This window comes from Alkalibacterium putridalgicola (assembly GCF_900109825.1).
Lineage (GTDB): Bacteria > Bacillota > Bacilli > Lactobacillales > Carnobacteriaceae_A > Alkalibacterium > Alkalibacterium putridalgicola.
The window spans coordinates 36,227-60,718 of record NZ_FOBL01000016.1; the positions used below are offsets into that span (position 1 = coordinate 36,227).

General features: G+C 42.4%; 22 protein-coding genes and 1 riboswitch. Of the genes, 19 read left to right on the plus strand and 3 right to left on the minus strand.

Annotated elements, in window-relative coordinates; translation table 11 throughout:
- Positions 1–26 precede the first annotated feature (26 nt).
- The 16 genes from BMX84_RS06740 to BMX84_RS06815 all read left to right on the plus strand — a co-directional run bounded on the left by BMX84_RS06740 (position 27) and on the right by BMX84_RS06815 (position 17,741).
- Entirely contained in the window at positions 27–692 is a 666-nt protein-coding gene (locus BMX84_RS06740) for an HD domain-containing protein (protein WP_091488303.1), read from the plus strand.
- Positions 693–854: 162 nt separating this feature from the next.
- The gene (gene uvrA / locus BMX84_RS06745; protein WP_091488305.1) at positions 855–3,689 is read left to right on the plus strand and encodes an excinuclease ABC subunit UvrA; all 2,835 of its coding nucleotides are present in this window, start codon (positions 855–857) and stop codon (positions 3,687–3,689) included.
- Between the two features lie 158 nt (positions 3,690–3,847).
- Positions 3,848–5,560, plus strand: a complete 1,713-nt coding sequence (gene liaX, locus BMX84_RS06750) for a daptomycin-sensing surface protein LiaX (protein WP_091488307.1) — start codon at positions 3,848–3,850, stop codon at positions 5,558–5,560.
- Between the two features lie 23 nt (positions 5,561–5,583).
- The gene (locus BMX84_RS06755) at positions 5,584–5,883 is read left to right on the plus strand and encodes a PspC domain-containing protein (RefSeq protein WP_091488308.1); all 300 of its coding nucleotides are present in this window, start codon (positions 5,584–5,586) and stop codon (positions 5,881–5,883) included.
- A 3-nt stretch (positions 5,884–5,886) separates the two neighbouring features.
- The gene (locus BMX84_RS06760; RefSeq protein WP_091488310.1) at positions 5,887–6,216 is read left to right on the plus strand and encodes a phage holin family protein; all 330 of its coding nucleotides are present in this window, start codon (positions 5,887–5,889) and stop codon (positions 6,214–6,216) included.
- A gap of 131 nt (positions 6,217–6,347) precedes the next feature.
- Positions 6,348–7,286: an HPr(Ser) kinase/phosphatase gene (hprK, locus tag BMX84_RS06765; protein ID WP_091488311.1), complete on the plus strand. Its 939-nt coding sequence runs from the start codon at positions 6,348–6,350 to the stop codon at positions 7,284–7,286.
- Between the two features lie 14 nt (positions 7,287–7,300).
- A complete protein-coding gene (gene lgt / locus BMX84_RS06770) occupies positions 7,301–8,176 on the plus strand; it encodes a prolipoprotein diacylglyceryl transferase (RefSeq protein ID WP_091488313.1) in 876 nt (291 codons plus the stop codon).
- 40 nt (positions 8,177–8,216) lie between these two features.
- Positions 8,217–9,218 (plus strand): NAD(P)H-dependent glycerol-3-phosphate dehydrogenase, encoded by a 1,002-nt coding sequence (locus BMX84_RS06775; RefSeq protein ID WP_091488315.1) that lies wholly within the window; start codon positions 8,217–8,219, stop codon positions 9,216–9,218.
- A 41-nt stretch (positions 9,219–9,259) separates the two neighbouring features.
- Positions 9,260–10,204 (plus strand): UTP--glucose-1-phosphate uridylyltransferase GalU, encoded by a 945-nt coding sequence (galU, locus tag BMX84_RS06780; protein ID WP_091488316.1) that lies wholly within the window; start codon positions 9,260–9,262, stop codon positions 10,202–10,204.
- A 231-nt stretch (positions 10,205–10,435) separates the two neighbouring features.
- Positions 10,436–11,389, plus strand: a complete 954-nt coding sequence (gene trxB / locus BMX84_RS06785; protein ID WP_091488318.1) for a thioredoxin-disulfide reductase — start codon at positions 10,436–10,438, stop codon at positions 11,387–11,389.
- Between the two features lie 293 nt (positions 11,390–11,682).
- Positions 11,683–13,407, plus strand: coding sequence for a phospho-sugar mutase (locus BMX84_RS06790; RefSeq protein ID WP_091488320.1), 1,725 nt, complete (start codon positions 11,683–11,685; stop codon positions 13,405–13,407).
- A 35-nt stretch (positions 13,408–13,442) separates the two neighbouring features.
- Positions 13,443–13,637, plus strand: coding sequence for a YgaP family membrane protein (locus BMX84_RS06795; protein WP_091488321.1), 195 nt, complete (start codon positions 13,443–13,445; stop codon positions 13,635–13,637).
- A gap of 284 nt (positions 13,638–13,921) precedes the next feature.
- On the plus strand, positions 13,922–14,809 hold the full coding sequence (gene rapZ / locus BMX84_RS06800; protein WP_091488323.1) for an RNase adapter RapZ: 888 nt from the start codon (positions 13,922–13,924) through the stop codon (positions 14,807–14,809).
- The gene (locus BMX84_RS06805; RefSeq protein ID WP_091488324.1) at positions 14,806–15,822 is read left to right on the plus strand and encodes a gluconeogenesis factor YvcK family protein; all 1,017 of its coding nucleotides are present in this window, start codon (positions 14,806–14,808) and stop codon (positions 15,820–15,822) included. The genes rapZ and BMX84_RS06805 overlap by 4 nt, the downstream gene beginning before the upstream one ends.
- 48 nt (positions 15,823–15,870) lie before the next feature.
- Positions 15,871–16,809: a DNA-binding protein WhiA gene (whiA, locus tag BMX84_RS06810; RefSeq protein WP_091488326.1), complete on the plus strand. Its 939-nt coding sequence runs from the start codon at positions 15,871–15,873 to the stop codon at positions 16,807–16,809.
- A 605-nt stretch (positions 16,810–17,414) separates the two neighbouring features.
- Positions 17,415–17,741, plus strand: coding sequence for an immunoglobulin-like domain-containing protein (locus tag BMX84_RS06815; protein ID WP_143058687.1), 327 nt, complete (start codon positions 17,415–17,417; stop codon positions 17,739–17,741).
- Between the two features lie 35 nt (positions 17,742–17,776).
- Here the strand turns inward: BMX84_RS06815 and BMX84_RS06820 are convergent, their stop codons facing one another.
- The 3 genes from BMX84_RS06820 to BMX84_RS06830 all read right to left on the minus strand — a co-directional run bounded on the left by BMX84_RS06820 (position 17,777) and on the right by BMX84_RS06830 (position 19,993).
- Complete coding sequence (locus BMX84_RS06820) at positions 17,777–18,490, minus strand: MgtC/SapB family protein (RefSeq protein ID WP_091488329.1); 714 nt, start codon at positions 18,488–18,490, stop codon at positions 17,777–17,779.
- Between the two features lie 355 nt (positions 18,491–18,845).
- The gene (locus BMX84_RS06825) at positions 18,846–19,409 is read right to left on the minus strand and encodes a chromate transporter (protein ID WP_091488331.1); all 564 of its coding nucleotides are present in this window, start codon (positions 19,407–19,409) and stop codon (positions 18,846–18,848) included.
- On the minus strand, positions 19,406–19,993 hold the full coding sequence (locus tag BMX84_RS06830) for a chromate transporter (RefSeq protein ID WP_091488332.1): 588 nt from the start codon (positions 19,991–19,993) through the stop codon (positions 19,406–19,408). The genes BMX84_RS06825 and BMX84_RS06830 overlap by 4 nt, the downstream gene beginning before the upstream one ends.
- Positions 19,994–20,141: 148 nt before the next feature.
- Between BMX84_RS06830 and BMX84_RS06835 the strand changes: the two genes are divergently transcribed.
- From BMX84_RS06835 to BMX84_RS06845, 3 genes are all read left to right on the plus strand, one after another.
- A complete protein-coding gene (locus BMX84_RS06835) occupies positions 20,142–21,014 on the plus strand; it encodes a glycosyltransferase family 8 protein (protein ID WP_177165495.1) in 873 nt (290 codons plus the stop codon).
- Complete coding sequence (gene gor, locus BMX84_RS06840) at positions 21,011–22,372, plus strand: glutathione-disulfide reductase (protein WP_091488336.1); 1,362 nt, start codon at positions 21,011–21,013, stop codon at positions 22,370–22,372. The genes BMX84_RS06835 and gor overlap by 4 nt, the downstream gene beginning before the upstream one ends.
- Before the next feature lie 140 nt (positions 22,373–22,512).
- Positions 22,513–22,610, plus strand: a riboswitch (purine riboswitch).
- Between the two features lie 136 nt (positions 22,611–22,746).
- Positions 22,747–24,210 carry an NCS2 family permease gene (locus BMX84_RS06845; RefSeq protein WP_091488338.1) on the plus strand — a complete coding sequence of 488 codons (1,464 nt, stop codon included), beginning with the start codon at positions 22,747–22,749 and terminating at the stop codon, positions 24,208–24,210.
- Positions 24,211–24,492: the final 282 nt, after the last annotated feature.

The window sequence follows — 24,492 nt, forward strand, 5'->3', positions numbered from 1 at the left end:
CTTTAAATAAAAAAGGGGAGATCAAGATGGGGATTCATGAATACTTCAAAAGTTTGAGTGATCTGGAGAAAATTTACCGCTGTCCGGGGAAGTTCAAGTATGAAGAACATTCTGTCGCAGAGCATTCATTTAAAGTGACAAAAGTTGCTCAATTTCTAGGGACTGTGGAAGAAAACAGAGGCAGCGAGGTGAACTGGCAAGCCTTGTATGAAAAAGCATTGAATCATGATTATGCAGAAATTTTTATTGGAGACATCAAGACGCCTGTTAAGTATGCCGATCCCGATCTGCGTGACCGACTGGCACATGTGGAAGAATCAATGACTCATCATTTCATACAGCAGGAATTTCCGGAAGAATTCCAAGCCATCTATCATGAACGTCTGAAAGAAGGCAAAGATGAATCGCTGGAGGGCAAGATCCTGTCAGTCGCTGATAAGGTCGATCTTCTTTACGAATCTTTCGGGGAAATCCAAAAAGGGAATCCAGAGCCTTTGTTCAATGAAATTTACCGGGAATCATTAGATACTATCCTGAATTTTAAAGAAATGAAAAGTGTCCAGTATTTTCTGGCAGAGATTCTGCCGGATCTATTAAGAGGAGAATTTACCAATCAGTCGGAACTGGAAAAAATCACGCAGGGAATATTAAAGACTCACAAAGTAGAACAGACATTCGCAATAGACGAATGAATATGGTAGAATATAGGATGAAAGAGAGGGAAGAGTCACGACTCTTTCCTCTCTTTTGACAGTCAATGAAAGTGTAATAGTCGCATAACGTAGACAAAAACTTTACAATATGAGTAAGAGTTCATGAACGGAAAAGACGAATAACAAAGGTAGGATGAAAGCATGGCTAATGATAAAATCGAGGTGCGTGGGGCACGGTCCCATAACCTGAAAAATATTGATATAACAATTCCAAGAGACAAACTGGTCGTCATGACGGGATTATCCGGTTCTGGAAAAAGTTCACTCGCATTTGACACGCTTTATGCTGAAGGACAGCGTCGGTATGTCGAATCCTTGTCTTCTTATGCGAGGCAGTTTCTGGGTCAGATGGATAAACCGGATGTCGATAGTATCGAAGGGCTCAGCCCGGCCATTTCCATCGATCAGAAAACAACGAGCAATAACCCGCGTTCCACTGTCGGAACCGTGACCGAAATAAATGACTTTTTACGACTCATGTACGCCAGGATCGGGACACCGATCTGTCCGAATGACGGGACAGTCATTTCTAGTCAGTCCATCGAACAGATGGTCAACCGGCTTTTGGAATATCCGGAAAAGACCCGACTCCAGATTCTTGCCCCCGTGGTGAAAGAGAAAAAAGGGCAGCATAAAAAAGTGCTCGAAAAGATCAAGAGCGAAGGGTACGTAAGAATGAGGATCGACGGAGAACTCGTCGATATCGATGAGGAGATCGAGCTGGATAAAAACCTCAACCATTCTATCGACGTCATAATAGACCGCATCGCTATTAAAGAAGGTATCCGAACACGGCTGTTCGATTCTTTAGAAGCCGCCCTGCAACTGGGAGAAGGCTATGTGATCGCAGATATCATCGGGGAAGAAGAGGTGCTGTTCAGTGAGCACTATGCCTGCCCGGTGTGCGGATTTACATTGCCGCCCCTGGAACCGCGTCTGTTTTCCTTTAATGCACCCTTTGGGGCCTGCCCGGAATGTGACGGGCTGGGTACAAAGCTGGAAGTGGATATCGATTTAGTGGTTCCTGACAAAACGCTCTCACTAGATGATGGGGCGCTGCTTCCCTGGCAGCCGATCAGTTCGAACTACTATCCGCAAATGCTCTCACAGGCTTGTGAGACCTTTGATATCGATACGACCATTCCTTTCAAGGATCTGCCAAAAAAACACAGGGATATCGTCCTGTACGGATCGAAAAAGAAAAAATTCCATTTCCACTATAAAAATGATTTCGGCAGTGTCAGAGACACGATGATTCCTTTTGAAGGTGTCATCCCGAATGTCAACAGACGCTATCATGAAACAAACAGTGACTATACCCGCCGAGTGATGCAGCAGTATATGACTGAACTGGAATGTCACGTCTGTCACGGCAAACGACTGAACAGAGAAGCTCTGGCTGTGAAGATCGAAGGACAGGACCTGGGAGAAGTCAGTCAGCTCTCCATTGAGAATGCGAAGGTATTTTTCGAATCCCTTGACCTTTCAGCCAATGATACAGCTATAGCTAAACCGATCAGAAAAGAAATCAATGACCGGCTTTCTTTCCTGAGAAACGTCGGGCTGGATTATCTGACGCTGAACCGTAAAGCGGGGACACTGTCAGGAGGAGAAGCTCAGCGGATCCGACTGGCAACTCAGATCGGATCAAATCTTTCCGGCGTATTGTATATTCTGGATGAACCTTCCATAGGTCTGCATCAGAGAGACAACAATCGTCTGATCGATTCATTGAAAAAAATGCGTGATCTGGGTAATACCCTTATCGTTGTGGAGCATGATGAAGACACGATGCGTGCGGCAGATTATATTGTCGACATAGGTCCGGGTGCTGGAGAAAAAGGCGGACAAGTCGTAGCTGCCGGCTCTCCAGCTGACATCGAATCGAATCCTGACTCGATCACGGGTGCCTATCTATCTGGAAAAAAAGAGATACCTGTACCAAAAACCAGACGCACGAATGATGACGGGATCATTAGCATCAAAGGTGCAGAAGAAAATAATCTGAAGAATATCGATGTTGACTTTCCACTTGGTCGCTTTATCGCTGTCACAGGTGTTTCAGGCTCAGGTAAGAGTTCACTGATCAACGAGATCCTCCACAAGGCACTTGCCCGCGAAGTGGGACGGTCGAAGAAACGTCCCGGCAAATTCAAGTCTATTGAAGGTTATGAACAGCTGGAAAAAGTGATCGATATCGACCAGAGCCCGATTGGACGTACACCAAGAAGTAACCCGGCGACATATACCAGTGTGTTCGATGATGTACGAGATTTGTTCGCCAAGACGAATGAAGCCAAAATGCGCGGTTACAAGAAAGGGCGATTCAGTTTCAACGTCAAAGGTGGAAGATGTGAAGCCTGTAAGGGTGACGGTATCTTGAAAATAGAAATGCATTTCCTTCCGGATGTGTACGTCCCGTGTGAAGTGTGTCACGGGACACGCTACAATTCCGAGACGCTGGAAGTGAAATATAAAGGCAAGAATATCGCTGACGTACTGGCAATGACGATAGAAGAAGCTGTCGACTTCTTTTCCAACGTTCCTAAAATCGAGCGCAAGCTGCAGACGATCATTGATGTGGGTCTCGGTTATATGACACTTGGTCAGCCGGCAACGACGCTTTCCGGTGGTGAAGCCCAGCGAATGAAACTGGCAAGCGAACTGCACAAGAGACAGAATGGTCATAACTTTTATATTCTGGATGAACCGACGACCGGACTCCATGCAGATGATATCGCTAGACTGCTGCAGGTCCTTGACCGGTTAGTGGAAGCAGGGAATACAGTGCTCGTCATCGAACACAACCTGGATGTCATCAAGGTGGCCGATCATGTCATAGACCTTGGTCCCGAAGGTGGTGAAGGTGGAGGAACCATCATTACGACTGGCACACCTGAAGAGGTTGCTGAATGTAAAGAGAGCTATACCGGTCACTACCTGAAGAAGATCCTGACTAAGCATAAGAGCGGGTGAGGTGCGGTTTCCTCCAACAAGATGAATGATGTAAGCTGTTAATACGTAAAAATCAGTCGTAAGTCCTATGACATTTTAAAAAAGTTGATGCATAATAAGTATAGAACGAAAATAACTATGATGTATCGATTAAAGGAACCTATATAGGAGGGCTTTGAATGAACGAAAGAGAACGTATTATAGACCTGATGAAAAAAGGCATATTATCAACTGAAGAAGGACTGGACCTGCTGGAAAATACGATCAGTAAAGAAGGCAAAAAAGTCGAAGCAGAAGAGTTTACTGACGAAACTGTCGACAATACTGACACAGCGAAGGCCAGCGAAAAAGCAGAGGACAAGGAACCGGTACAGGATCAAAACGAAGCGGAAGCTGAACTTGAAGCATTGGTCAAAGAAATCAATGCCTGTTCTGTGAAACTTGACACCTTGAATCAGCAACTCAGTGACGTGGATGCTGAATTGAATGCAAAGAACACGGAATTGAATCAGCTGACCAAAGACAGCCAGTCTGACATTACAGAAAGAAAAGAAGCTATCTCAGAAGAGATCCGACTCGTTCAAAAAGAACTGGAATTGATCAAGCAGTTGGATGAAGTGGATAATACAGAGGAAATCGTTTCGCTTCGCAATAAAATAGACAAGCTGTCAAAAGAACTTGAACAGGTTGAAATGACTGAACAGGACTTTGAAGATGACAGCCATATTAAAGAACTGAGTGCTGCGGTCGATCGACTGGAAGAGAAAAAAGCAGAACTCAGTCGTGAAAAAGAGGAATGTGTCAAACAGCTAAATCGTTCAAAAGTCAGACAGTGGACGCTGAAAGCAAAACAAGCCACGTCAAGCTTTGAAATTCCAGAAGACTGGAAGAAAGAAGCCAGTGAAGAACTGACAAAAGCCGGAAAACGAATCGAAGAGGCAAGCAAAGAAATGTCTTCTCTTTTTAAAAAGAAAGTGAACCAGGCTTCTGATAAAGATGTGAAGCAGACGATCCGTACATCTTTGGATAATGTGTTTGAGAATTTCGACTGGAAGAATGTCAGTTTGAAATTTCCTACACTGGCATCCAAAGAGTACAGCAAAGAGTGGGCGTTTGATGATTCGACAGCAACGATCATAGACATCAAAGTAGCTAACGGAAAGATCACGATCAACAAAGGGAATACCGAGACGATCTCTCTATCAGCTAAAGGAAAACTTTATGGTCGTATGGACGAGGCTACCCCGGAGGAATCATTCGCTGCACGCAGTACCGTCAATGCGGATGAAGATAAACTGATCGTACATGTACCGAATAAACGCGTTTATGCGGACTTGACCTTGACCTTGCCAGAAAGAACGTATGATTATCTTTCGATCAATACGTTGAATGGAAAAGTGATGGTGAATGAACTTGATGTCAAAGATGTTTATGCTAAATCGACGAACGGTTCCATTACATTTGATAAACTGAGCGGCACGATGCTTGAAGCAAAAGGCTCAAATGGGTCGGTAACCGTAAATAACAGCCAGCTGAAAGATCTGCTCGCCAGTACTGTCAATGGTTCTCTGGCATATGATGGAGAGCTGGAAAGCGGCGATCTGTCCACAACCAATGGCGAAGTGAAAGTGACGGTTAAAAATGAGTCGATCGCCAGACTTAAAGCGGCGACCGTTAATGGTAACGTGAAACTGGCCGTTCCAGATAATGTCACCCTTGAAGGGAAGGCAAAAACAACGTTCGGCAAGATCAAAAGCCGCTTAAGTAATGTTGAAGTCAATGATGATTCTGAAAATACGAAACGTTTTAAAAGAGTTGTAGATGAAACGTCTTTTGATTTCAATGTATCAACCACAACTGGAAATGTCTTACTAAAAGATACTGACAAATAATTTGAAAGGGAATGAGGTCAAAAATGAGTAAACTAACTAAATCAAAAAACAATGCAGTCATATTTGGAGTTCTGGGAGGGATCGGAGAGTATTTCAATATCGATCCTGTCCTGCTGCGTGTCATCGTCGTCGTTGCAACGTTTGTAGGTGTCGGATCAACTGTTCCGATTTATCTCCTGCTGGCACTGGTGATGCCGGATGGTAATCAGACTTCACAGAGCGGGGACAAACCGCGTTCATCCTCACCATTTGGTCCATATAATGAAAAACCAAAAAGGAAAGAGGCAGAAAAAGTAGAAGAAGAGGATTGGAGTGACTTTTAATCAATGAAATGGTGGCAGCGTATCTTAGCTAATACATTGATTTTTCTGGCATTAGCCGGTTTTCTCGATGGTTTTATGATCGCCTCCTGGCTGACCGCCTTAGTGGCTGCTGTCGTTTTCGGGATATTGAATGTACTGGTCAAACCGATTCTGGTTATCCTGTCATTTCCGATAACGATCATGACATTAGGATTGTTCTATTTGATCATCAATGGCCTGATGCTATGGCTGACCGCCGCTTTAGTCGGTGGCTTCGGATTCAGTTCATTTGGACTGGCACTACTGGTGGCTTTGATCGTATCAGCTTTAAATGCTTACTTCAATAACGCATAGTAAAAAAGGCTTAATGCAGGTATTCGCATTAAGCCTTTTTTGTATGCCGTGCCTCCGGTTTTTCTATTATGACCTAGCCAAATATGATATGATGAAGGTATGTTTATATCAATGAATAAAGGAGATAATCAATGACTGCTTCAGTAAAAGTACATGAGCTTGTAGATTCAATGGATGATTTGCTTGTCATTGTCGGCGAAGAGAATCTGGATAGAAAAATTATGATCAGTGATTTATCAAGACCTGCGTTGGAGCTTACCGGATACTTCAGTTTTTATCCTCAAGATAGAATTCAACTGTTAGGTAAAACCGAACTTTCATTTGCGGAAAAAATGACTAGCGATGAACGCTATATTGTCATGAAGCGTATGTGTCAGGCGGAAACACCAGCTTTTCTGATTTCGAGGAATCAGGAACCACCGAAAGAACTGTTAAAAGCGGCAGAGGAAAAAGGCATTCCCGTCCTTCTCTCAAAACGCTCAACGACTCGTTTGTCTTCAAATGTGACAAATTTTTTGGAAGAACGCTTAGCTGAACGTATATCTCAACATGGTGTCCTTATAGATATATACGGTATGGGAGTACTGATCATAGGGGATTCAGGGATCGGTAAATCTGAAACGGCCCTTGAACTGATCCAGCGCGGACACCGTCTGGTCGCGGATGACAGAGTGGAGCTTTACATGATGGATGAAAGACGTATCATTGGGGAACCACCGGAAATTTTGAGAAATCTGATCGAAATCAGAGGGATCGGTGTGATCGATGTCGTCAATCTGTTTGGTGTCGGTTCGATTCGTACGAAAAAACGCGTAGACCTTGTCATTAATCTTGAGCACTGGGATCGTAACAGACAGTATGACCGTTTAGGGCATAATCTGGACAAAATGCGCATATTCAATGTCGATATTCCGAAACTCTCTATTCCAGTACGAGTCGGACGTAATCTGTCGATCATTATTGAAATTGCTACAATGAATATACGTGCCAAGGAAATGGGATATGATGCGACTAAAACATTCGAGAATAATCTGAATAAACTGATAGAAAAGAATACGCGGGAAGAATAGATGGAGGCTCATAAATGTATAATGTTATAGGTAATATAGATCCGGTTGCTTTCAGGTTAGGTCCTTTAGAAGTAGCCTGGTATGGGATCATTATTGTTATAGGGATGTTTCTTGCTATCTGGTTAAGTATGCGTGAAGCAAATAAGCAGGGAATAGGCGAAGACTTCATCATTGATCTGGCGTTTTGGCTTATCCCGATGGGGCTGATCGGTGCACGAATATATTATGTCTTATTTGAACTGCCGACATATTTAGCTGATCCACTCAGTGTTTTTTATATTTGGGAAGGGGGGATAGCGATTTATGGAGGCTTGATCCTTGGGTTTATCACGATGTACTGGTATAGCCGGAAGAATGATGTCCCCGTCTGGCTTTTAGTCGATATCCTTGCTCCCCATGTTATGATCGCCCAGGCCATTGGTCGATGGGGAAACTTTGTCAATCAGGAAGCCCATGGTGAAGCAGTCAGTCGTCAGTTCCTTGAGGGACTTCAGCTCCCCGACTTCATCATCGAACAGATGAATATCAAGGGAACGTATTACCATCCAACCTTTTTATATGAATCAGTATGGAATATCGTCGGCTTTATCCTTCTAATGCTCTTGAGAGCAAAAGACAGGCTGCTGCTTAGAGGAGAGGTCTTTTTAGGTTATCTTGCCTGGTATGGTCTAGGCCGATTTTTCATTGAAGGCATGAGAACGGACAGTCTTTATATTGGAGCTTTCCGTGTTTCACAACTGCTTTCTCTACTGCTGCTGGTTTCAAGTATTGGCTTGATCATCTATCGACGCTTTTATGTTTACCCAAGACCGCCTTATTATTCAGAGGGCATAGAACCTGAAAAAGTGTTTGAAGAGAACCAGAAAAAGTATCATCAGAAAAAAAGATGAATAAATGACACGAACGTCAACAATCAAAGGATGGGATAGAATGGGAAGAAAACTGGCTGTTTTAGGCGCTGGCTCCTGGGGCAGCGCTTTAGCGAACGTGTTAACTGAAAATGGTCATCATGTCAGTATCTGGACCAGAGATCAGGCTCAAAAGAACGAAATCAATTCCAGTCATACAAACAAACATTATTTGCCTGAATTTATATTTCCGAATGAAATCGTTGCAACAACAGATTTGAAAAAGGCGATTGAAGATGTTGAGGCCATTGTCATAGTGATACCTACAAGTGGAATCCGAGAACTGGCCCAGCGGTTAAATACGATCCTGGACAGAAAAGTAACGATCGTCCATGCATCAAAAGGACTTGAACGAGAAACACACAAGCGCATCTCCACTATCCTTGAAGAAGAACTGTCTTCTGAAAGCGTCACAGGGATCGTAGCCTTGTCGGGCCCCAGTCATGCCGAAGAAGTGATCAATCGTGACTTGACGACTATCACTGCGGCATCTGTTGATACTGAAAGTGCCCGATATGTTCAGAAACTGTTCATCAATGATTACTTCAGAGTCTACACAAACACTGATATTATTGGCGTGGAGATCGGTGCAGCTTTGAAAAATATCATTGCCATCGGAGCGGGCATAATTGCAGGACTTGGGTATGGAGATAATGCTAAAGCCGGCCTGGTAACCCGCGGCTTAGCTGAAATCAGCCGTCTCGGTGTAGAGATGGGGGCCGATCCGCTGACATTTATGGGGCTCAGCGGTGTAGGAGATTTGATCGTCACCTGTACCAGTCCACATTCACGTAACTGGCGGGCAGGTTACCAGTTAGGTAAAGGAGAAGCTATCCAAACTGTTCTGGATAACATGGGGATGGTCGTTGAGGGTGTATCAACGACACAGGCTGCCTTCGAACTGGCCAGAGAGCATGAGATAGAAATGCCGATTACTGAAGCTATATATGATGTGTTATACAAGGATGCTGAAGTTAAATATGTTATACTGAATCTGATGCAACGTGAAGGCAAGGCAGAGTAATAGGTTTTGCCTGAAAATCTATATAAAGGAGTAGAGCGAAAATGAAGAAAGTAAGAAAAGCGATCATTCCTGCCGCAGGATATGGGACTCGTTTTTTACCTGCAACAAAAGCAATGCCTAAGGAAATGATCCCCATTGTGGATAAGCCGACGATTCAGTTTATTGTAGAAGAGGCGATTGCCTCCGGTATCGAGGACATCCTTATCATAACAGGGAAGCTGAAAAGACCGATCGAAGATCACTTTGACTCTAATCCGGAACTGGAAGAAAATCTGCGTAAAAAAGGCAAAGAAGAGCTGCTGGAACTAGTGGAAGAGACGACAGGACTCAATCTATATTTCGTCAGACAACCGTATCCTTTAGGCTTGGGTCACGCTGTCCTGCAGGCTAAAGCATTTGTGGGAGATGAACCCTTCGTTGTTATGCTTGGAGACGATGTGATGGCCGATGAAGAGCCATTGACAAAACAATTGATTGAAGGGTATGAAAAGACCCACGCTTCTAATATTGCAGTTATGCGTGTGCCGCATGAGGAGACATCAAGTTACGGGATCATCGATCCAGAAGCGGAAGCGGAAGACGGATTGTATAATGTACGCAAATTCGTTGAAAAACCGGCTCCCGAAGATGCGCCAAGTGATCTGGCAATCATTGGCCGTTACCTCCTGATGCCTGAAATTTTCGGTATTCTGGAAAAGCTTGAACCGGGTGTCGGGGGAGAAATCCAGCTTACCGATGCAATAGATGAGCTGAACAAGACTCAACGTGTTTTTGCCAAAGAGTTTAAAGGTGAGCGTTATGACGTTGGAGATAAATTCGGATTCTTAAAAACAACGATCCAATACGGACTCAAGCATCCTCAGGTAAAGGATGATCTGAAAAAGTATATCCTGGATTTAAGTAAAGAACTGGAATCTGGATCGATCGTAAACAATATGGATCCTGAAGCCCATGAACTCGAGTCAGCGAAGACAGACGAAGAATAAACACTGAATACTGAATGAACGCTCAGTTAAGCTCCATTTATAATGAACAGGATGAGTTCATGCTGTTCATTATGGAAGGAGCTTTTTTCGCTTGACAAATACATAGAATCTGGTAAACTATATAAGGTGAATCACTTACAAAAAGTAAGTACATGATTCTGAAAACTTATTATGATAAACTAACTACTATAAATCAACTAATTTAATGCTTAGTGAGAGGAGCATGTCTGAATGGAAAAGGTAAATACTGTTTATGATGTCATCGTGATCGGGGCAGGCCCCGGCGGACTGACAGCGGCTTTATATGCTTCACGTTCAAATTTAAAAACACTGATGCTTGAAAAAGGGATCCCCGGTGGACAGATGAATAACACTGCTGAAATCGAAAACTATTCTGGTTTCAAGAGTATTATGGGACCTGATCTATCGATGAAGATGCTTGAAGGTGCAACACAGTTTGGTGCGGAACATGTCTATGGAGATGTTCGGGAAATCGTTGATAAAGAAACGGTAAAAGAAGTTATTACATCTGATAAAACGTATCAGGCGAAAGCTGTCATTATTTCAACTGGAGCTGAACACAAAAAGCTTGGCGTCAAAGGCGAATCAGAATTTAATGGCCGCGGCGTATCATATTGTGCTGTATGTGATGGAGCATTTTTCAGAAACAAACACGTTGTTGTTGTGGGCGGAGGAGACTCAGCTGTTGAAGAAGGAGCTTACCTGACACAATTTGCTGATAAAGTAACGATCATCCACCGTAGAGACGAACTGAGAGCACAGAAAATCCTGCAGGATCGCGCGTTTAAAAATGACAAAATCGACTTTATCTGGGATTCTGTTGTTGAAGAGATCGTCGGCGATCAGAGTGTCACCGGAGTCGCAGTGAAAAACGTGCAAAACGGAGAAACGTCTCTCCTTGAAGCTGATGGTGCATTCATTTATATCGGTCTGCTTCCGAACTCCGAAGCATTCCAGTCACTGCCGATCACCAATGAAGAAGGCTGGATCGAAACGGATGCCAACATGATGACACAGGTGCCTGGGATTTTCGCTATCGGAGATGTCAGAGACACTGTCTTGAGACAGGTTGCCACAGCTGTTGGAGACGGATCCGTTGCCGGAAACGCGGCATACCAGTATGTAGAAGAATTGAAAGAAAAAATGGAAAAGCAGAACGTATGAAAGAATGATGAAGAAGAGCAGGAGAGGTGAATCTCCTGCTCTTCTTTTTTTGCGTATACGTTCTGAAATGAGGCTGATCCTTTTGGAAGACTCCCCAAATGAAATAACAGGAAAGGGCAAAGCAGGTGAAGCAAACGTTTCTTTATTTTATAGCTTTGATTTTAATAATGATCATAGCTTCTCCTGTTAAATTGTTAACATGTACTCTTTTCTTATGCAAGATAGTGATAAACATGATACAATTAATTTATAAGGGTCACCTGAAAGAAATCATATAGAGACGAGGGATTAATATGGATTGGAAAGAAACATATCAGACTTGGTTGAACTATTCAAAATTGGATAAATCACTGAAGAAAGACTTGGAAAAACATAAAGAGGATGAATCGAGGCTCGAAGATGCTTTTTATACATCGCTTGAGTTTGGCACTGCAGGTATGCGTGGGATCATAGGAGCTGGAACGAATCGTATGAATATTTATACTGTTCGCCAGGCTACCGAAGGACTGGCTCTGTTTATAGAAGAGCAAGGCGAAAAAATGAAAGAGCGTGGCGTCGCCATTGCTTACGATTCACGTCATATGTCTAAAGAATTTGCAGTGGAATCAGCTCTGACATTGGCTGCCCACGGCATCAAAGCTTATGTCTTTGAAGAATTGAGACCGACACCTGAATTATCTTTTGCTGTGAGACACCTGAAGGCAGCCGCAGGGATCATGATCACTGCCAGCCATAATCCGCCGGAGTACAATGGATACAAAGTTTATGGCGAAGACGGGGGGCAATTGCCGCCAAAAGAAGCAGATGATTTAACTACTTATGTCAGAAGTGTAACGGATATCCTTTCGATCGATGCTTTGGATAGAGAAAAAGCAGAAAAAGAAGGTCTTTTAACATTCGTCGGTAATGATATTGACAGAAAATATTTAGAAGCTCTTCGAACAGTAACGATCGATCAGGACCTGATCGACAGACAAGGAAGATCTTTAAAAATAGTATTCACTCCGCTTCACGGCACAGGACAGATGCTTGGGGAAAAAGCATTGAAGCAAATCGGCTTCAAAAATGTATCATTTGTAGATAAACAGTCCGAACCGGATCCTGATTTTTCAACAGTGAAGTCACCAAACCCTGAAGATCCTGCAGCCTTCAAGCTGGCTATTGATAAAGGCAAAGAAATCGATGCGGATGTTCTGATCGCTACTGACCCGGACGCTGACCGTCTGGGACTGGCAGTGAGAACGGCTAAAGGGCATTATGAAGTGCTCTCAGGTAATCAGATCGCTGCGCTGATGGTCGAGTATATCTTTAAAGCTCATTCATTAAAGGAGTCTTTGCCTAAAAATAGTGTGATGTTAAAATCTATCGTATCAAGCAATCTGCCGAGTGTGATCGGGGACAAATATGGTGTAGAAACGATCGATGTCCTGACAGGATTCAAATTCATTGCTGAGAAAATAAAAGAATTTGAAACAGATCATTCTAAAATATTCATGTATGGATTTGAGGAAAGCTATGGCTACCTCATTCAGCCTTTTGTAAGAGATAAAGATGCGATTCAAGCATTAGTAATGGTTGCTGAAATGACAGCCTACTTTAAAGAACAAGGATACAGCTTGTTTGATGCCATTCATGAGCTCTATCATGAACATGGTCACTACGAGGAAAAAACGATCTCAGTCAAAATGGATGGCATGGAAGGCACAGAGAAAATCAATGAAATCATGAGTAGCCTCCGTTCACAGACACCTGAAAAGTTTGGGGATATCCAGGTCATCATGGTAGAAGATTTCAAGACGCAGACACGACAAAAAGGGTCTTCTGAAGAAGGTATCGAACTGCCGCCAGCTAATGTACTGAAGTATACACTGGCTGATTCAAGCTGGATCGCCGTGCGTCCGTCAGGTACAGAACCGAAAATCAAGTTCTATATCTCAGCATGCGATGACTCGGGTGTGGCAGTCAAAGAAAAAATAGAAGCATTCGAAGCAGATATCCGTTCACGAATCGATTTTTAATTTTACTCGAAGTTCACAAGCAGGAGGCAGCAAATATGAAAAAGAATGTCGGACGTACAGATAGAATCATTCGCATCACTTTGGGGATTATTCTTTTCCCGCTTTTATTTCTGCGATCAACTTTGTACAAGCTGATCGGAATAGCTTCCATTCCACTGATTGTGACTGGCCTGACTCAAAGGTGCGGTGCTTACGCATTGATGGGAATGGACACATGCGAAAGAGACTAAGCAAAAACGAAACGCGAACAATAGGTGTCCTTAGTAAGGATACTGGACTTAGTAATTAGAAAAACACCGTCGAATCAAGGATCACATTTCCTCGATTTGACGGTTTTTTCTTTTCATTCCTATTTTACCAGATACATTCCAGTGAAAATCTGTCCGCAGCACTATGACCAAGATGTGACTTTTTGTTAATGTGGTAGTAATGACACACCAGGGATGTTATAATAAATAGAATGAGACAGGAAAGATGAAACACAAGACTGAAAGAGTGAACAGGAGTGAGAACATTGAATGAAAAACTTGAACTTGTCATAATAACCGGTATGAGCGGAGCCGGGAAAACGGTCGCCATGCAGAGTTTTGAAGACATGGGATACTATTGTATCGATAATATGCCTCCGAACCTTCTGCCGACATTCTGGAAACTGGTCCGGGAATCGGGGCAATTCAGCAAAATTGCTCTTGTTATGGATCTAAGAATGAAAGACTTTTTTGAAGAAGTTAATCAGGTCCTAGTGACCATGGATAATACTCCTCATATCACTACGCGTATTGTGTTCCTGGAAGCGACAAACGAAGAGCTGGTCACACGATATAAAGAAACACGACGAGCTCATCCGTTGGCCAAAAACGAGCGGACAATAGAAGGTATAAAAAAAGAACGGCAATTATTAAATGACATAAAAATGCGTGCACAGCTGGTCATAGATACCACATCTCTGACTCCACGGGAATTAAGAGAACAGCTGATCAAGGAATTTAAAGAAAAAGAAAGACAGATGTTCCGAGTAGAAATCGTTTCGTTCGGTTTCAAATATGGTCTCCCTATCGATGCAGATATCGTCATGGATGTCCGTTTTCTGCCGAATCCACATTATATCGAAGAACTCAGACCGCAGACAGGACTGGATAAACCCGTCTATGACTATGTGATGCAGCAGACAGAAACTGAAATGTTCTATAAGAAGTTCACTGACTTGATCGATTTCACCTTACCGGGTTACAAAAAAGAAGGAAAGAGCAATGTTACTATTGCTATAGGTTGTACCGGCGGAAAACACCGGTCCGTTGCATTAGTTGAGCGCATTGCAAAACAAATCAAAGCAGATGGGTATCATGTCAACGTGTCTCATCGCGACAAAGATAAAGTAAAGGAGTCTGTTGTGCGATCATGAGACTGGAGACGTTTAAAAAGAGAAAACCCAAAATAGTAGTGATCGGTGGCGGCACAGGTTTGCCTGTCATTTTGAAAAGTCTAAAAGAAAAGGATGCCGACATCACTGCCATCGTGACGGTTGCAGATGACGGTGGAAGCAGCGGCGTTTTACGCAGAAGCTTCAATGCGGTCCCGCCTGGCGATTTAAGGAATGTGCTCACGGCCCTCTCTGAAGTCCCGGAACTGCAGCGGGAGATATTCCAATACCGCTTCCGTACGGATGATCAGAGTTTGTCGGGCCATACTATCGGTAACCTGATCATATCAGCCATGGCAGATATGCGGGGAAATATCTATGAGGCCATCCAGCTGCTTGCCAAAATGATGCATGTCAAAGGACATGTATATCCAGCAGCTGAAGAGCCATTGAACTTGCATGCAAGGTATATGGATGGCACGACTCAAAGCGGAGAATCTCAGATCCCCAAAAAAGGAAAAATGATCGATAGAGTATCTGTAACCTGTGTTGAAGAGGAACGTCCTGTGCAGGCGAGCAGAAAAGTCATATCAGCGATCATGAATGCTGATATGGTGGTGCTCGGACCAGGGAGTCTCTTCACCAGTATTTTGCCAAATATCATGATTCCTGATATCGGTAAAGCCTTGGTCGAAACAGAAGGGAAAGTCGTTTACATTTCCAATATCATGACACAGTTAGGTGAAACCGAAGGCCTGAATGATGCGGACCATATCAAAGTACTGCACAAGCATCTCGGAACAAAATTCATAGATATTGCCCTGACGAATATTGGAGATGTACCTGCCGAATACATCGAACAGGAAAAAAATGAAGACTATCTTCTTCAAGTCGAACATGATTTCAAGAGTCTGAAAGAAGAAGTTCCGATGATCATATCCGATGACTTTTTACTGCTGACAGGTAGAAGCGTCTATCACAATGGTGAAAAGGTTGCTGAAGAAATATTTAGAACGGCATTCAACAGCCAGAGAAAAATGAAAGAATACCTATAGAAGTGAGTACTGAATCATCAGTCTTGCAGTTAAAAGGAAGTGAAAGCAATGTCATTTGCGTTTGATGTAAAAAAAGAATTAACACTGCTTGAAGTGCATCCGGAACATGCCAAGGCTGAACTGGCTGCCTTGATAAGAATGAACGGTACGTTAAGCATCCAGGATCATGATTTTTTATTAAATGTACAAACTGAAAATGCCGCTATCGCTAGAAGGATCTATTCCTTGATCAAAGATAATTTTGATGTGGAGTCAGAACTGCTTGTCAGAAAAAAGATGAAACTGAAAAAAAATAATGTGTATATCGTCAGGCTGAAAAGCGGCTGTAAAGTCATCCTTAAAGAATTGGGGATAATGGATGGCATGTTGTATCACGGTCATGTTCAGGAAGAAATCAAGACCAATAAACAGAAAATCAAATCTTATCTAAGAGGCGCTTTTCTGGCCGGTGGATCAGTGAATAGCCCAGACACGAGCCGTTATCATCTGGAGATCCATTCAAGCTATGAAGAACATAATAATGATATCTGTGAAATGATGCAGGTATTTGAGCTGAATGCACGTGTACATGAACGAAGAAATGGTTATATCGTCTATCTGAAAGAATCTGAAAAGATCGCCGATTTTCTGGCTTTAATAGGTGCTACCGGAAGTATGTTCAGATTTGAAGATGTACGTATTGTAAGAGACATGCGGAATTCAGTTAACCGTTTAGTGAATTGCGAAAATGCAAATCTGAATAAAACGATCGATGCAGCATCCAAGCAAATCGAAAATATCCGCCTGATCGAAAGAGCAAGGGGATTGGATACTTTGCCTGAAAAACTTAAAGAAATTGCCGTGGTGAGGGTGGATAATCCGGATATCAGCCTGAAGGAGCTGGGTGAGCTGCTTCCTAATGGCGGGGTTTCTAAATCAGGTGTCAACCATCGTTTGAGAAAGATAAACCAAATCGCCGAAGAAATAAGGCAGAAAAATCCCGCTTAATAAATTAGTGGTGCATAGCTTGGCGCATATAAAATAAAAAACGGGGGACTTCCGTATTTATAAATGCTCGAAGTGTACAATTTACTGAATATCTAACGATATTAGATTTGCACTTTTGGATTCCATTGCAAATATAACCCCCTCGTATATATAAGAAGCTCTGTCCGACTATGATTTAAATGGACTGCAATTTTCTATGGCAGGAACTTCGCAACTCGTCGACGATTAGTTTTCTTTCTACAGGATCACTGAGCCGATAGAGTGTTTAATCTTTTCTATAATAAGAAGCGCGTGTGAACTTAAGATGTCGGTAGTTAAACAGGGGCGCCAGGATCCACGGATGTCTAGCTAATCATCACTTACTAAAAAAATCAGTTCTCGTTTTATGAGAATTGGTTTTTTTAGTTATCCTTGAGATGTCAGGCCGTGAATATATTTTTTCCTTCTAATTTTTAGTATAGTATACATATATAGTAGAGGGGGTGAACGTTTTGATACTGAAAAGAAAGTATATCCTGAATCTTACATTCATTATATGTATGTTTTTATTAGGGGCATGCACCGAAAATGAAGCGGAACCTTCTCCTTATGAAGAGGTGAATACTATGGAAAATGTGAAGATCGAACTCGAGAAAGATGTGTATGATCCTGAAGGTGAGACCTTTATCTTAAATACCATCAATGATTCTGAAGATGAGATCTCCTATGGGGCAGCCTTCAGTCTGGAAAAAGAGAAGGCTGGTGAATGGTATGTTGTCGAACCGAACGAAGAGATGGCATTTATTATGATCGTATATTCTCTGGATCCTGGTAAAAAGGCTCAGGAAGAACTGTCTATGGAGTATTATGAACCTCTGAAAACGGGTAACTACCGCATAGTTAGAGAAATCGAAGGAGAAGTGCTTGCTGCTGAATTCGAAGTGCAGAAATAAAAGACGAATCATTTGAGCAATGATTCGTCTTTTATTTAATTATCAAAATTTGTTTTTATCGTGTTTATTTTCAGGACATTGGGATTCGATCCTACTCTTGAAATATAGTCCATAGTATCAAAATTGTTCGGCAAGTGTAAGGTATATAGATCTTCGCAGAAGGTCGTTCCGTCTTCCATATACGTAATGGTATGGTCAGTTGAAACAACGGAAATATTATTTTCTGTGAAACTGTTTTCCAGATACTTCAATGTTTCTTCACGGTATTTATACGTTATCCCCAACTGCTTGGTCCGGTCTATTTTGAATATTGTTTTTAAAAGACGCAGAACGACCAGCATGATAAACGCGCCTGAGAGGGCCATAAAGTAATATCCCATTCCGACTGCGATGCCTAAACTTGCAACAGCCCATATGGAAGCAGCCGTTGTTAACCCAGTGACAGTGCGTTTACTAACGATGATGGTTCCAGCGCCCAGGAAACCAATACCGTTGACGATTTGAGCAGTGAGCCGTGTAATATCAGAGGTCAAGATATTGGCTAAGTCTGGATTGTCTTTAGAAAAATCCAGCAGCCAGCTGCTGGTTTCCAGTTGAATCATGGTGATGATGGCCGCGCCTAAACTCACCAGCATATGCGTACGTATACCGGCATCCCGACCTTTTAATTCTCTTTCGAATCCGATAATTCCTCCCACCAGTGCCGCCAGTAATAAACGTATAAGCATTTCGCGTTGATCTATAGCCATAGTATCCTCCTCTGTGATCTTTATACTATTATGATAAATTAATGCATAAATTTCAAGTCAGATTTGTTAGATTAGTACAAGAGTAAATCTCATCTTTTTCTGTGTGTGTTTATGTAACCTTATGCGATCAAGCAGCCATTGCGTTAATATACGTATTGATTTATACGTACGGGATCAAAAGAGGAGGCAGACTCCAAGTTGTTTGTTTTAGGAGAAGGATGCATGATGAGGTTATATCGAACATCACAAGAAAATAATAGGACTAAAAGTTAAGATAAAGGTTGTAATAAAGAACTTAGTTAGTAAAAAAGAGTGGTGCAACGTTCAAATAAACGTTGCACCACTCTTTTTTGTTTTATATTAGTGAATAGACGATGCCGCCAAGAGTACCTGTAATAATCATAACATGAATGGGACTGGCTTTAAATTTTCTCATTAAAAAGATAGCTATGGCAAAGAAAACGATGGAAACATAATTGAGTTCGCCCAGATCGAGCGGCCAGTCACTGTGTCCGAACATGGCAGTGAGAAAGATGGTCAGTCCGGCAGAAGCGATCAAGGCAACGACGGCAGGTCTCAAGCCTTGAATGATTCCCTGAACCATTGTGATGTTTTTATATTTGAAATAGAAATAAGCCAGCAACTGAACGATGATGACGGAGGGAAGTGTGACACCGATCGTTGCCACGACTCCACCGAACACACCCGTTATCTGGTTTCCGGAAAAGGTAGCGGCATTGATGGCGATAGGCCCAGGCGTCATTTCTGAGAGAGTCAGAATATCAATAAACTGCTGATTGGTTATCCACCCTTGAACAGAAATAAGTTCCTGTTCGATCAGAGGTAAGGCAGCATATCCACCACCGAAACTAAACATGCCTATTTGAAAAAAACTGAGGAATAATTCCCAATAAATCATTTTCTCTCCACCTCATTGTCTTCATGTGTCAGTTTCCAGATCGTAGTCAATGCGCCGATGATCCCTGAAAACAGAAGTAGCCAAAGGATATTGACTTGATAGACGATGCCTGCTACCAAAGCAGCTATCATAACGAGGATGGGAATGATTTTCTTCTGTACGACGATACGTTTCCCCATATTGTAAACGACATTCACGATAATGGCTGCCACACCGGCCTGCATACCGAGTAATACGTTATTGACGATGGCATTATCTCTCACAGCTATGTAGATGTATGCTAAAGCTGTCATAATAAATAATGGAGGCAGAATAGTTCCTAAAACAGTGACCATGGCACCCGGGACGCCAGCCATTCGATAACCGATAAGAATCGAGGTGTTGACCGCAATAGGTCCTGGGGAAGATTGTCCCAATGCAATAAGATCCAGCATTTCATCTTCATTGATCCAGCCTAACTCATTGACGAATTTTTTTTCCATAAGCGGAACAATGACATATCCTCCACCAAACGTAAACATACTTAAAAAGAATGTCGATTTAAAAAGTTTTATATACAATGTCTTATTATCCATCTTCTCCATCGTTTTCTCTCCTTTGCAATCTAACTTTAATTATAGTAGAATTCAAAGTTGTTTCAAAGAGAAAGAATAAAAAAATGCCATTTGTGTGTGTTTTGATCAAATAATCGGTATAATGTCATTAACAATGTACATGCTTGGAGGCGTTAGTATGATTAATTTATTGTTTTCCTTAGATGAAAATTATATTTATCCTTTAAAAGTGCTGATTCAATCACTTGTTGAAAATCATCCGGATGAATCATTTCGCATGTACCTGTTGCATGCTGGAATAAATGAGCGGAAATTGAAAGAATTGCAGGAGTTTGTGGACCGCGAAGGAGATCATGAGCTGATCGCTATTTACAGTAAAGACTTCTTCAAATCATCTGATAAGCTGGCTATCACCCGGTACTATGCATTAGAAATGTATTTATGGATGTTTGCACCGTATATCCTGCCTGAGGATGTCGGCCGAATCCTGTATTTAGATCCGGACATTGTCAATGTCGGTGACATTCGACCGTTTTACAACAAATCATTTAGCGGTCATTCTTTTATCGCAACAAATTATAAATACAAAACTAAATGGGTCCAGCCATTCAACAATCTGCGCCTGAGAAATTTTGAATCGGAAAATTATTTCAACTCTGGTGTGGTTTTGATGGATCTGGAAAAGTTGAGACGTGTGGGAGACCCGGATCGGCTGGTGGAAGCGATAAGAGAGAATAAATCCATTCTCATTCTTCCAGACCAGGATATTTTTAATATGCTTTACGTGAACGATATTAAGGAAGAAGACTGGCGTATTTACAATATGAATCCGAAGGTATACGAGAAGCTTAAAGTCATCTTTCCTAACAAGTATAATCTTAAGATGATTGAAAACGACGTCGTATTTATTCATTATTCAGGTAAACACAAACCATGGAATGAACGTGATAAATATAAATACACACTCGGAGACTATTACTTCGATGCTGAAAAAAGAACATATAATTTGGTTGAACAGCAGCCATTAATGAATAAGGGGAGTAGAATATGAATAAGAAATATGATTTTGATTATCTGGTTATTGGCGGAGGAAGCGGGGGAATAGCCTCCGCTAATCGTGCAGGGATGCATGGTGCACGGGTGGCTTTGATCGAGGAAGATCAGCTCGGAGGGACCTGCGTCAATTTAGGCTGTGTACCGAAGAAAGTCATGTGGTATGTTGCTGAAATGATGGAGTCTTTACATTTATACGGAGAGGACTATGGAATCGAATTCAAACAGGAACCGGTCTTTCATTATAAGCAGATGATGGAGAACAGAGATAAATATATCTCCTTTCTACATACCGCCTATAAAAAGGGACTGGATTCCAACAATGTTAAACATATCAAAGGAAAGGCCTCCTTTATAGATGACTCTGCGGTGGAAGTCAATGGCCAGAAAATTACGGCAGAACATATCCTGATCGCTACAGGCGGCAAACCGAAACGTTTGGATATACCGGGGGGCGATTTAGGCATCGTATCGGATGATGTTTTCCAACTCAAGGAACTGCCTAAAAGCATCGCAGTCATTGGTGGCGGCTATATCGGTGTTGAAATGAGCGGGATAATGAATGCCTTAGGTGTAGAAACACATCTGTTCGTCAGGAAACCGGCACCACTTTATAATTTTGATTCGATCATCTGTGAAGGCTACCAGGCTATCTCGGAGAGTGAAGGCCAGCATGTGCATGTGAACAAAACAGTGATCCGTCTGGAAAAAAAGAGTGAACAGTCGTATGTTCTGCATTTTAAAGACGGTACCATGCATGAAACGGAACAGGTCCTGTGGGCAACAGGACGAGTGCCGAATACCAGCGGACTGAATCTGGAAGCAGCGGGTGTGAATGTCTACCCTGGTGGATACGTCGAAGTCGATCGTTTTCAGAACACGACTGGAGATAAGATATATTCAGTCGGTGATGTGACTGGCCGTGCTGAATTGACTCCCGTTGCGATCGCAGCCGGACGACGGTTATCAGAACGATTGTTTAACAAACAGGAGAACGAGTATTTAGAGTATGATAATATTCCGACCGTTATTTTCACTCATCCGCCAATCGGTACAGTGGGGATGACTGAAGAACAGGCCCGAGATCTGTTTCCGGATGAGTATATAAAAATATACCGCTCCACGTTTACTTCAATGCACAGCGCCATTACCGGTAACCGACAAAAAGCCTTCATGAAACTGGTCTGTGTAGGGAAAAGGGAAAAAATCGTCGGCTTACACGGTATAGGTAAAGGGATGGACGAAATGCTCCAAGGTTTTGCAGTCGCAATTCAAATGGGTGCGACAAAACGAGACTTTGACCGGACAGTAGCGATCCATCCGACAGCAGCTGAAGAGTTCGTCACGATGCGATAATCATACGTGTTTAGGTCGACTGACAAGGCTTTCAGAAAAATAAATGTTCGGATTCTGGTTAAATGCGAACTATTTACATTAAAATATAATTAATTTTACGTATATTGTTGCTTTTTGAGATTGGGTGTACTATGATTAAACCATCTTAATAAGTGTTATCTAATATAATTTAGCGATATGGGCTATAGTTTCTACCAATCCCCTTAAAGGATTGACTATTAGATTAAACAATTCGTATTGTTTATGATGTAGTTGATTAAAGACGGGAAACCGTCTTTTTTTCATTTACATGTGTATTTCCCATTGTTTTATTAGATAACCCTTTGCAGTAACTCCACGGAAATGGAGAAAACATACGAAAGAGGGTTTTATCTTTGTTAGAAAAATTCTTTCACTTGAAAGAGAATGATACCACCGTAGGAACAGAAATCGCCGCCGGATTGACTACGTTTTTTGCCATGTCATATATCATATTCGTTAATCCACAAATTTTAGCATTGACCGGTATGCCGACACAAGCGGTATTTTTAGCGACAGTCATATCTGCTGCAGTAGGCACACTCATTTTGGCTTTATATGCAAATGTACCTTATGCACAGGCCCCGGGGATGGGCTTGAATGCTTTCTTCACATACACAGTTGTTTTTGCACTAGGCTTTACCTGGCAGGAAGCACTGTTCATGGTCTTTTTAACTGGTGTTGTAGGGATATTGATCACCGTTACTTCGATCAGAAAGAAAATCATTCATGCGATTCCAGAATCACTGCAGCATGCCATCGGCGGGGGCATTGGCGTGTTTATTGCGTACATTGGACTGAAAAATGCAGAACTGCTGTCGTTCACTTCTGAAGGACAGTCGATCATCTCTGTAAACAATGAGCCGTATACTGCAGGAACGGAGATCAATGGAGCTATCGATTCGATCGTGACTGGAGGCGGTATAATTCCGGATATGGGAAGTTTCACTAATCCATATGCCTTGCTTGCATTGATCGGTCTAGTTGTGACAATCATTCTGATGGTAGCTAAGGTCAAAGGTGCTATTCTGATCGGGATCGTCTTCACGACCATTATGGGGATTCCAATGGGTGTGACTGATTTATCTGGATTAAGCAATCCGGCGAATTCTATCGGATCCGCTTTTGGGGAGTTAGGAACAACATTCGGCGCAGCTTTTGGTTCGGAAGGACTGGGGTCTCTATTGGCTGATCCCTCACGTTACGCCATTATATTAATCACGATTTTTGCTTTCACACTGACCGACGTCTTTGATACGATCGGTACCTTTATCGGGACGGGAAGAAAAGCGGGAATCTTTACTTTAGACGATGAGAAGTCAATGGATAAAGGGAACGGATTGAATACGAAAATGGAAAAAGCGTTACTTGCAGATACAGTCGCAACTTCCATCGGGGCAGTATTCGGGACATCACCTGTCACTACCTTCGTTGAAAGTGCTGCAGGCATTGGAGCCGGCGGGCGCACAGGTTTGACAAGTCTGACGACGGGTACACTGTTCCTGCTTACAGCATTCTTCTCTCCGGTCATGTCGATCGTACCAGGCGCTGCAACAGCACCGGCATTGATCGTTGTCGGTATTCTAATGATGTCTGCTTTTTCAGAAATCGACTGGAATAATCTGGAAGAAGCTATTCCGGCATTCTTCGCATCGATATTTATGGGATTCACTTACAGTATCTCTTACGGTATCGCGGCTGGTTTCCTGTTCTACATTATTACAAAAGTCGTCAAAGGGAAAGTACATGTCGTTCATCCGGTTTTATGGGCCACGACAGCACTGTTCATTTTCAACTTTGTTATTCTAGGCTTAATTTAATATGAGTTAATCTGGTAAAGGAGCGGAGCCCGGGGAGGCTCTGCTCCTTTTTTTATGAGTTGATAAGAGTAGAAGAGAGGCGTGGTTCGGCGTTTTGGAATGACTGTGATCACTGTAAGTGTCGAAGAAGAGGAAGTTCGGTAAGTAGAAGGAATTGAATGATTTCAAACGACCGAAGCAGGGGCAAGTTCGGTCGATAGGAATAAAGATAAGCATCCTAAGTGTCGAAGAAGGAGAAGTTCGGTAAGTAGAAGGTGTTGAATGATTTCAAACGACCGAAGT